Below are 9,774 nucleotides of genomic sequence, written 5' to 3' on the forward strand. Positions count from 1 at the left end.
CAAGAAAGTCGATCGCGCGCTGCTACAAGCCTGACTCAATTTACTGTGTCACCTTGAGATGGAATGTGCTGTAATTGTACAGGATTGAGTGTTCTATTAGAAATAAACCGGAAAATTTGCCATGAAAGCAGTTGCGTTCGATCGCTACGGTCCAGCCGAGGAATTGCAGTACCGAGAATTAGAAAAGCCGATCGCCAAATCCAATGAATTGTTAGTGCGAGTTCGCGCTAGCAGCGTCAATCCAGTAGACTGGAAAATCCGGCAAGGACACCTGCAACTATTGACAGGATTTAACTTTCCTCGAATTGTCGGTTCTGACATATCGGGAGTTGTCGTGGAAGTCGGCCCAGAAGTAACCCAATTTCAACCCGGAGATGAAGTTTATACTTTCTTAAATCCCATCAATGGGGGTGCTTGTGCCGAATACGCTGCCGTGGCAGAATCGGATGCGGCAATAAAACCTAAAAACATCACTCATGCAGAAGCAGCAGCAGTACCGATCGCAGGTTTAACAGCTTTGCAATCACTCCGGGATTTGGGTCAAATTCAAGCAGGAAACAAAGTATTGATTAACGGCGCTTCCGGCGGAGTCGGAACTTTTGCCGTGCAAGTCGCGAAAGCAATGAACGCGGAAGTAACAGGAGTTTGCAGCGCTAAAAACAGAGAATTTGTCAAGAGTTTGGGAGCAGATTTTGTCCTGGATTACGCGGAAGTTGACTTTACTCAACAGCCGGATAAATATGATATAATCTTGGATGCTGTCGGGACAAGAACATTTGCTGAGTGCGAAAAAGTGCTGCAACCCGAGGGAGTTTATATCTCGACTTTGCCAAGTTTTGACAACTTCGCACCGATGTTAACGAGCTGGTTTGTATCGGGTAAAAAAGCTAAATTAATTGTAGCCAATGCCAACACCAGCGATTTAGGGGTTTTGCGGGAATTAATAGAATCCGGTAAAGTAGAGCCGATTGTCGATCGCACTTACAGCTTACAAGAAGTAGCAGCAGCCCACGTTTACAGCGAAACTTGCCGCGCTGTCGGCAAAATTGCGATCGGGATTGACAGTTAAAAAAATCATGTTTAACCAAAAGGAATTAGAAATACAAATCTCTGATTGGAACCGGATAATCCAATCGCGACGGGAAGAAAATCAAGCTTACATTCGGCGGGGATGGTTAAATTTCAACTAGGACAAATTGCCGAGTCTATCGCCTATTTCGACATCGCCGAAAAACTAGACTGGCGCATTATACCTTAGCTGTGGCAGCGCGGACTTTCCTAATACGCCGCCATATTTTCCGAGGGATAAAAACAGTTTGAAATCGACTTAACAGTCAACGGTAAAGACGTAGAGGAAACCGTGCTTGCCGTTAAAAATGACGCCTGATTGGTGGTACGGCAAGTTTACGAAGTTTTTGCCGGAAACTGCAAGCCAGACCGTGTTTTAGCGGCAGGGAAAAAAGAAGGCAAGCGCGACAGTTTCTAGAGCCACTGATACTTAGGATTGTACTGGGAAGCGGAAAATGACAGAAGAGCGATCGCAAACCTGCATTCTCAAAGCAGTGTCAGAATCCCAGCCCGATGACTATATGCGGTACGTGGCAAATGTCCACCAAAAAATGCGCGGTTGGAGTTACAGTAAAAGAGCGATCGCCCGCAGTTTGCATAAATAGGACGCTTGCCCAAAAAACCCGGTTTCTAGGCAAAATCTTCGTTGTGAGCGAGGTAAATTCACCCATAAACCTGGTTTTTGAATCCATCTGCGTCCGTGACTAATAAACCTAAAACCTAAATAAAATCAAAAATTCCTATGACTGTTCCCTCAAACTTGGAGACATCCGAACAAGGTTCCGACAACAATCTCGAAGCAATTAGCCCGGAAAACAGCATTGCACCAATCGCAGGCAGTGCGATGGGTTCCCGCAACTTAGAAAACGAATTTCTCGACGAACTTCCCGACGAAGTTGAGATGTCTTTGTTCGACCATTTAGAAGAATTGCGGCAGCGACTTTTCTACTCGCTAATTGCAGTAGCAATCGCTGTAATTGGTTGCTTTTTCACAGTTAAACCCATCGTGCAACTGCTAGAAGTACCGGCCGGGCCCGTCAAGTTTCTGCAACTAGCTCCGGGCGAGTATTTCTTTGTTTCTATCGAAGTAGCCGGATACAGCGGTTTGCTGATCGCCAGTCCGTTTATTTTTTACCAGATAGCGCTGTTTGTTCTCCCCGGCTTGACCCGCAAAGAACGCAGGTTGCTCGGGCCTGTGTTTTTCGGTTCGAGTTTCCTATTTTTGGGCGGGTTAGTATTTGCTTACATCGCTCTGATTCCGGCGGCGCTTAACTTCTTTGTTAGCTATGGGGCGGATGTTGTAGAGCAGTTGTGGTCGATCGACAAATACTTTAAATTTGTGCTGCTGTTAATGTTCAGCACCGGCTTAGCTTTTCAAATCCCGATCGTCCAAGTATTGCTCGGAGTTTTGGGCATAGTTTCTTCCAACCAAATGCTCTCCGGCTGGCGGTATGTAGTCTTGGGAGCGGCCGTTTTGGGAGCGGTTTTAACGCCTTCTACTGACCCTTTAACGCAAAGTCTTTTAGGAGGTGCGGTGCTGAGCTTGTATTTTGGCGGGGTTGGTTTGGTAAAGCTTTTAGGACGGTAATTCCTTAATGATCTAAAATAAACACGATCGAGTTATAAATCCTTGAAAAAATGCGAGAACTTTACCCGCCTAGACACCCTTATAACGAAGGAGAACTCAAAGTTTCTGACCTCCATACCATTCATTTTGAAGAATCTGGCAACCCAGAGGGAAAACCTATTGTATTGCTACACGGGGGACCAGGAGGTGGATGTCCGCCTTTTTATCGACAATATTTTGACCCGGAAAAGTGGCGTTTGGTGATGTTTGACCAACGCGGATGCGGTCAAAGTAAACCTCATGCAGAATTGCAAGAAAATACCACTTGGGATTTAGTCAACGATATTGAGAAACTTCGAGAATATTTAAATATTCATCAATGGGTTGTTTTTGGTGGTAGTTGGGGAAGCACTCTATCTTTAGCTTACAGTCAAACCCATCCCGACCGTTGCAAGGGTTTAATCTTGCGGGGCATTTTTATGTTGAGACAAAAAGAAATTCGCTGGTTTTATCAAGAAGGAGCAAGTTATATTTTCCCGGATGCTTGGGAGGAATATGTTAAACCTATCCCCATAAATGAAAGGGATGATCTGCTAACAGCTTATTACCAACGCTTGACGAGTCCAGACGATCAAATTAGATTAGAAGCGGCTCGTGCTTGGTCAATTTGGGAAGGGAGTACGAGTAGATTATTTCCAGATTTAGATTTAAAGCAAAGGTTTGGAATTGATGCTTTCGCGGAGGCGTTTGCCAGAATAGAGTGCCATTATTTTATCAATAAGGGATTTATAGATCCGGAAGATAAATTGCTTTTAAATATAGATCGCATCCGCAAGATTCCGGCGGTTATCGTTCAGGGAAGATATGATGTTGTTTGCCCGATGATGTCGGCGTGGGAACTGCATCGTGCTTGGCCTGAAGCTGAGTTCATTGTAGTTGCCGATGCCGGACATTCGATGAGCGAACCGGGAATTCGCACCTGTTTAATGGAGGCAACAGATAAGTTCGCAGACTGGTAGTCATCCAAATTGCTAATGGTTCATTGCTAATTTAAAATTAGTCCTATAAATATTTTCGGCGTGATGGTAATTTCTTGCTGAGTATTGGGCGATCGCTCAATTTTAAGGTCGATCAAAAATATAGAGACGCGATCGCCCGCGCCTCTATAATTACTAAAAGTTAAAATTCAACACCAAAGTTTGATCAAAACTTTGACTACATTCGGAACTGTTCTACTTCGGGAGTATAGCCGATCGGCAAAACGTAATCCAGATTCTCGTGGGGACGAGCAATTATGTGATACGATAGCAACTTTCCACCATCGACCTTTTTAACTGATTCAATTCCAGCAGCAACGGCTGCTTGCACTTCAGAAACATCTCCTCGCACTATAATTGTCCAGTAGGCGCGGGTTATTTTCTCATAGCGAACTAAAGTAACACGGGCTGCTTTCACCATAGAGTCTGCAACTTCTACGGCAGCGGGAAATCCTAAGACTTCAACCATTCCCAGTGCAACACCCATTACAACATTCTCCTAAGTTTCACAAGATATCTGACCTTCATTGTATGTGAAATTGTTGACAGAAATTGGTTCGGATGATTTTGGTAAGAATGAAGGACGATCGCCCAAAATTAAAAAAGCCCCTAAAAAGCCCCACAAGCTGTTGCGGCATTTAAATCTCACAGCAGGGGGCGCGCAGCAAAGCCCGCCACACAAGACTTTGAATCAAAACACCTGTGCAAATTAGATGCGCGACATCTTAGTTTCTCACCAGCGGCAAGTCGTATGACAAACTCGCAGATCGATTTTCGGGACTTTGGACTCAACTAATCCAGTCGCGGCGCGACACAAAACTTTAGGGAACTCCCCCAGATCCCGGCTGTGGAGTCAATCTAAAATCTAAAATCTAAAATCTAAAATCGACTGAGTGATTCAAAACTCGTCTAGCAACCACTCCGAGGCTCTTTCACCCAAATCTAGGGGAACGCTGACAGCTTTGCCCAAGCGCGGGCGATCGCGAGTAGTTACGATAAATTCTCTCACCTGTGCCGTGCTGCCCCAGCCGTTGAGGTAATTGGCCACCGCATCCAAATGCTCGAAATAATCAGCCTCCGTCATCGGAAAAGATGCCTGTTCTAGATATTTCCACATAACTTGCACAAAAATCTTGCCCCGCGTCCGCCGCAATCTGATATCGTAAGACTTTCCCCATTTTTCTAGCAGTAGCTGGTGTAAATCCTTACCCGTCATGGTTGCTCCTGAGTTAATCCATTAAACAATAAAAGACAAAGTTCAAAAAATGTAATAATACTCTAATAAAGGCTGGAAGGCGCATTCTTAAAAGGAATTTTCGCGGCCTAAAATTTGTGCGAGCAGATTAACGGCAATTATCCTCCTTCCTCTGCACGTACAGGTTCGCTAACAGCTAACAAACAAACGTAACTTAAAACCGTAAAGGCAGGTCATGGCTCAATCTTCTGCTGGAAATCCCGATGTCCCCGATATGGGGCGTCGCCAATTTATGAATTTGCTGACGTTCGGTACAGTCACAGGTGTTGCACTGGGCGCACTCTATCCCGTTGTCCAATATTTTGTTCCTCCGTCGAGTGGGGCAGTTGGCGGCGGAGTGACAGCTAAAGATGCCTTGGGCAACGACATCCTCGTTAGCGAATATTTGGCTTCGCACCCTGCGGGCGATCGCACCTTAGCCCAAGGTCTCAAAGGCGACCCCACTTATCTTGTGGTGGAAAATGACCAATCTCTCGCCGACTACGGCATCAATGCAGTTTGCACTCACTTGGGTTGCGTCGTGCCTTGGAATGTTAGCGAAAACAAGTTTATCTGTCCTTGCCACGGTTCTCAATACAACAATGAGGGCAAAGTGGTGCGCGGCCCAGCGCCTTTGTCTCTGGCCCTGGCCCACGCCACTGTCGCAGATGACAAGATCGCTTTTACCCCTTGGAAAGAAACTGATTTCCGCACCGGCGAAGCACCTTGGTGGTCTTAAATGATTTTGGATTTTAGATTTTAGATTTTAGATTGGGGATCGGCGGTGAAAATTACAGATAATTGCATCCCTAAAACAGTCTAATCATCCAAAATCCAAAATTCCAAATTCCAAATCTAAAATTCACGCATTGTCTGACCTTTGAGATTGAATACTCTGATGCCACAAACTAATTTATCTGCGATATTTCGCCGCAGTGCCAGGACGATCGCGAAAACAGCCTTAATTGCGATCGCAGCAGCAGGATTTTTCCTCACCAGCGACATCGCACTTCCCCAAGCAGCATTTGCTTACCCATTCTGGGCCCAGCAAACAGCACCCGCTACTCCCCGCGAAGCAACAGGCCGCATTGTTTGCGCTAACTGTCACCTCGGTGCAAAAGTGACTGAAGTTGAAGTGCCGCAATCTGTTTTGCCTGACACAGTGTTTGAAGCTATTGTCAAGGTTCCCTACGATACTAACGTTCAACAAGTTGTCGGCGACGGCACCAAAGGCGGCTTGAATATCGGCGCAGTTGTGATGTTGCCCGAAGGTTTCAAGATTGCTCCCGCTGACAGAATTCCCGAAGAAATGAAGGAAAAAGTCGGCGATCTTTACTTCCAACCTTACAGCGAAACCCAAGAAAATATTGTTTTAGTGGGCCCGGTGCCGGGAGAACAGTACAAAGAATTGGTATTCCCCGTTTTGTCGCCGAATCCGGAAACTGACAAGTCGGTTCACTACGGCAAATACCAAATTTATGTCGGAGGCAACCGCGGTCGCGGTCAGGTTTATCCTACTGGCGAAAAGAGCAATAATAGTGTTTATAATGCTTCGGTAGCTGGCACCATTTCTAAGATTGCTCAACCTGAAGATGGCGGTTATCAAGTGACAATTCAACCTGCCGAAGGTGCAGCCGTTGTTGATACGATTCCCGCAGGCCCAGAACTGATTGTTACCGAAGGACAAACAGTTGCAGCAGGCGAACTTTTGACGAGCAATCCTAATGTGGGCGGCTTCGGTCAAAAAGACGTGGAGATTGTGCTGCAAAGTGCCGATCGAGTTAAAGGATTGATGGCTTTCGTGGCTTTGACCATGCTGGCTCAAATTATGCTGGTTCTCAAGAAGAAACAGGTCGAAAAAGTTCAAGCTGCTGAAATGAATTTCTAAGTGCGGCTGTAATTAGTTGGGTAAGCTACTCTGTGCATACCCAACTATTATGTAAGTAGGGCGGGTATTCCCCGCCTTATTGTTTAATAAATAACCAGTAAAATAATGTCAATTGATGAGAAAATAGTTGAAGTAGGCCCGCTGCAATGGTTTTATCGGGAAACAAATCCGGTTAACGAAACTGGTAAATTACCAGTCCTGCTGCTGCACGGTTTGCCGTCCCAGAGTTTTACCTGGACTGTAATTATGCCGGATTTAGCTGCCCAGGGATTTAGATCGATCGCCCCAGATTGGGTGGGTTACGGGCGATCGACAAAACCAGACAAGCGCGACTTTGCCTATACTCCCGATGCTTTTGTTGACGCCCTCGCTGGCTTTATTCAAACTCTAGAATTAGACAGATTTTACCTCGTTGTCCAAGGATTTTTAGCTTCAGCAGGCATTCAATACGCTTTGCGAAATCCCGATAAAATTGAGCGTTTAGCTATCATCAATACACCAGTTTCAGCAGATATCAAGTTGCCTTGGAAAATGCAGCAGTTGGGGCTGCCTTTTATTGGCGACATGATGACGCAAGACCCGCTTTTGGTTGACAGAACTCTTGAAGGCGGCAGCCGCCAGACGATATCAGACAAAGATTTAGATGTTTACCGCCGCCCGTTTTTGAAGAGTTCGGATGCGGGTCGATCGCTCATGAATACAGTCCGCAATATTCAATTGCCGCAGTCAATGGCAGAAATTGAATCCGGCTTGAAAGCCTGGACTCGACCAACTTTATTTGTGTGGGGTTTGACAGACCCTTGGCTGAGTGTTGAACCAGCTCAAAAGCTAGTCGGTTCCCTGCAAAATGCAGAGTTAGTCACACTGGAACAAGCGGGGCATTATCCTCAAGAACATTGGTCAGAAAAAGTTGGCGATGCTCTGATAACTTTTCTGCGCCGCCAGGAGGTAAAATAATATTTTGTACATAACTCTCGGTGCTAGGTCAGTGAACCAGCTCCTCGCCGAGCTGCATTCCCAGGCAGAGCCTGAGAACTAGAAATCTAAAATCTAAAATCTAAAATCGATATGACTCGTCCCCGTTCAATTTTTGCCTTGATGATGGCGTTTTTGATGGCATTTCTGGTTAGTTGCAGTAGTGTCGAAGCAAAAGTTCCAACGACTTACACAGCAGCCCAAATCCAGCAAATTCAGCGCTCTGTTCCTACCCTGACAGAGTTGCGATCGCGCATGGACAAATTGGGAACCCTAATTCAAAAGCGAAATTGGGTTGATACCAGAACTTACATTCACGGGCCTCTCGGCGAATTGCGCAGCGCCATGAGAACCGTGTCTGGTAGTTTGTTGCCGAAAGCTCAAGAACAAGCTGTTGATTTGACTAAAAGTTTGTTTGCTGATTTGGTAGAGATTGACAATGCTGCTAAAGCGGCTGACTATGCGAAAATCACGGCTAGTTATCGAAAAGCCGTGAATGATTTCGATACCTTCTTGCAGCTAATTCCTAAAGCCTAATAACTTTGGGTTTGTAAGGTGCGCACGGATCGCCAAGATAATGCACCAAGGTAGGGTGCGCACGGATCAGCGAGATAATTTGATCCGTGCGCACCCTACTAATCTTTAGTAGGGTACTCCGTGCACACCCTACGAAAAACTACGATAAATTTATATAAAATATAAAATATAAAATCTAAAATCTAAAATTGAATGATTCGTGTTGCAATTATTGGTTGCGGTATTGTTGGGGCTTCGATCGCCTTTGAACTAAGTCAATTTCCCGAACTGAAAGTTACTGTGTTCGACAAACAGCCGCCCGCACAAGGTTCTACTGGCGCTGCCCTCGGTGTTTTGATGGGAGTTATCAGCCACAAAACTAAGGGCAGAAATTGGCAGTTGAGGGAAACTAGCCTTCAGCGCTACGAAACTTTGATTCCAGAATTGGAAGCAGTTACGGGGCGAAAAATTCCTTTTAACAAACAGGGAATTTTAATGCTTTGTTCGGAGGGAGAGGATTTAAGTAAGTGGGAAAAGTTGGTAGCAACTCGTGAGTCTCAAGGTTGGAAATTAGAAATTTGGGATGTGGAACGAGTGCGCGATCGCTGCCCTCATCTCTATTTAAATGATAAGATTATTGCTGCGATTTATTCGCCTCAAGACCGGCAAGTCGATCCGACGGCGCTAACTTTGGCTTTGGTTGATGCTGCTGAACGAAATGGGGTGATTTTTGAGTTTGGGGTGGAAGTTGAAGGAATTACTCAGTTGAATTCTCAGGTGTCTCAGATTCAACTCCCATCTTCCATTACTGTCAATATGTCTAGTGGAACAGGCAAGATGCCTGTTATTGAAAATTTCGATCGACTAATTGTGTGCGCTGGTTTGGGTTCTGCTGCTGTGACTGCATCGTTAAATCAGTTGGTGGACATTCGCCCGGTGTTAGGACAAGCGCTGCATTTGCGATCGCCCAATCCTTTAGGAAACCCAGATTTTAGCCCGGTAATTACGTGCGATGACGTTCACATTGTGCCTTTGGAAAATCAGGAATATTGGGTGGGGGCGACGGTTGAGTTTTCAGAAAATGGCGGGGAAATTCAGGCAAATGCTGATATGTTGGGGCAAGTGATGGCAAGGGCGATCGCACTTTGTCCGGGCTTAGCAGAAGCTGAAATCATCACGAAATGGTCGGGATTGCGCCCGCGGCCGGAAGGGCGGCCGGCCCCAATTATCGGGACGCTTCCCGGTAACGATCGCGTGCTCATCGCCAGCGGCCACTATCGCAACGGTGTTCTGCTGGCCCCTGCAACAGCGCGATCGATTCGAGAAATGATTTTGCAATAATTAACAAATGTTAATAGAATCAAGATAGCGATTCATATCTTATATCAAAAAATGTCCGACAAACCTTTAGGTAGGGCTTGCTGAATATATCGATCGCACTTTACGTGGCCTGGGTTTCGAGCGCGCGATCGAGAGTAAAGTGCAAGAT

11 protein-coding genes are annotated in these 9,774 nt (G+C 45.8%); 9 read left to right on the forward strand and 2 right to left on the reverse strand.

The genetic code is table 11. The features are described 5' to 3' along the window. Positions 1 to 121: 121 nt before the first annotated feature. From QUA13_RS06250 to pip, 4 genes are all read left to right on the forward strand, one after another. Entirely contained in the window at positions 122 to 1,069 is a 948-nt protein-coding gene (locus QUA13_RS06250; protein WP_333197464.1) for an NAD(P)-dependent alcohol dehydrogenase, read from the forward strand. 454 nt (positions 1,070 to 1,523) lie between these two features. Beyond that, positions 1,524 to 1,673 carry a hypothetical protein gene (locus QUA13_RS06255; RefSeq protein ID WP_333197466.1) on the forward strand — a complete coding sequence of 50 codons (150 nt, stop codon included), beginning with the start codon at positions 1,524 to 1,526 and terminating at the stop codon, positions 1,671 to 1,673. A gap of 137 nt (positions 1,674 to 1,810) precedes the next feature. Next, positions 1,811 to 2,656 carry a twin-arginine translocase subunit TatC gene (tatC, locus tag QUA13_RS06260; protein ID WP_333197468.1) on the forward strand — a complete coding sequence of 282 codons (846 nt, stop codon included), beginning with the start codon at positions 1,811 to 1,813 and terminating at the stop codon, positions 2,654 to 2,656. Positions 2,657 to 2,706: 50 nt separating this feature from the next. Next, a complete protein-coding gene (gene pip / locus QUA13_RS06265) occupies positions 2,707 to 3,654 on the forward strand; it encodes a prolyl aminopeptidase (protein WP_333197470.1) in 948 nt (315 codons plus the stop codon). A 196-nt stretch (positions 3,655 to 3,850) separates the two neighbouring features. On the opposite strand, the gene QUA13_RS06270 is transcribed toward pip, so the two are convergent. Both QUA13_RS06270 and QUA13_RS06275 read right to left on the reverse strand, forming a co-directional pair. Next, positions 3,851 to 4,159: a carbon dioxide-concentrating mechanism protein CcmK gene (locus QUA13_RS06270; protein WP_006631236.1), complete on the reverse strand. Its 309-nt coding sequence runs from the start codon at positions 4,157 to 4,159 to the stop codon at positions 3,851 to 3,853. A 411-nt stretch (positions 4,160 to 4,570) separates the two neighbouring features. Beyond that, on the reverse strand, positions 4,571 to 4,888 hold the full coding sequence (locus QUA13_RS06275; RefSeq protein ID WP_333189762.1) for a DUF3067 family protein: 318 nt from the start codon (positions 4,886 to 4,888) through the stop codon (positions 4,571 to 4,573). A 214-nt stretch (positions 4,889 to 5,102) separates the two neighbouring features. Here QUA13_RS06275 and petC point away from each other — a divergent pair, with 214 nt between their 5' ends. From petC to QUA13_RS06300, 5 genes are all read left to right on the forward strand, one after another. After that, positions 5,103 to 5,645: a cytochrome b6-f complex iron-sulfur subunit gene (gene petC / locus QUA13_RS06280; RefSeq protein WP_333189761.1), complete on the forward strand. Its 543-nt coding sequence runs from the start codon at positions 5,103 to 5,105 to the stop codon at positions 5,643 to 5,645. A gap of 159 nt (positions 5,646 to 5,804) precedes the next feature. After that, positions 5,805 to 6,794 (forward strand): cytochrome f, encoded by a 990-nt coding sequence (gene petA / locus QUA13_RS06285; protein WP_333197472.1) that lies wholly within the window; start codon positions 5,805 to 5,807, stop codon positions 6,792 to 6,794. A gap of 105 nt (positions 6,795 to 6,899) precedes the next feature. Then, positions 6,900 to 7,751 carry an alpha/beta fold hydrolase gene (locus tag QUA13_RS06290; protein ID WP_333197473.1) on the forward strand — a complete coding sequence of 284 codons (852 nt, stop codon included), beginning with the start codon at positions 6,900 to 6,902 and terminating at the stop codon, positions 7,749 to 7,751. Positions 7,752 to 7,862: 111 nt separating this feature from the next. Beyond that, on the forward strand, positions 7,863 to 8,306 hold the full coding sequence (gene psbQ, locus QUA13_RS06295) for a photosystem II protein PsbQ (RefSeq protein WP_172185415.1): 444 nt from the start codon (positions 7,863 to 7,865) through the stop codon (positions 8,304 to 8,306). Positions 8,307 to 8,498: 192 nt separating this feature from the next. Next, positions 8,499 to 9,626, forward strand: a complete 1,128-nt coding sequence (locus QUA13_RS06300; RefSeq protein WP_333197476.1) for an FAD-dependent oxidoreductase — start codon at positions 8,499 to 8,501, stop codon at positions 9,624 to 9,626. The last annotated feature ends 148 nt before the right edge of the window (positions 9,627 to 9,774 follow it).

The organism is Microcoleus sp. S28C3 (assembly GCF_036700785.1).
GTDB lineage: Bacteria > Cyanobacteriota > Cyanobacteriia > Cyanobacteriales > Microcoleaceae > Microcoleus > Microcoleus asticus.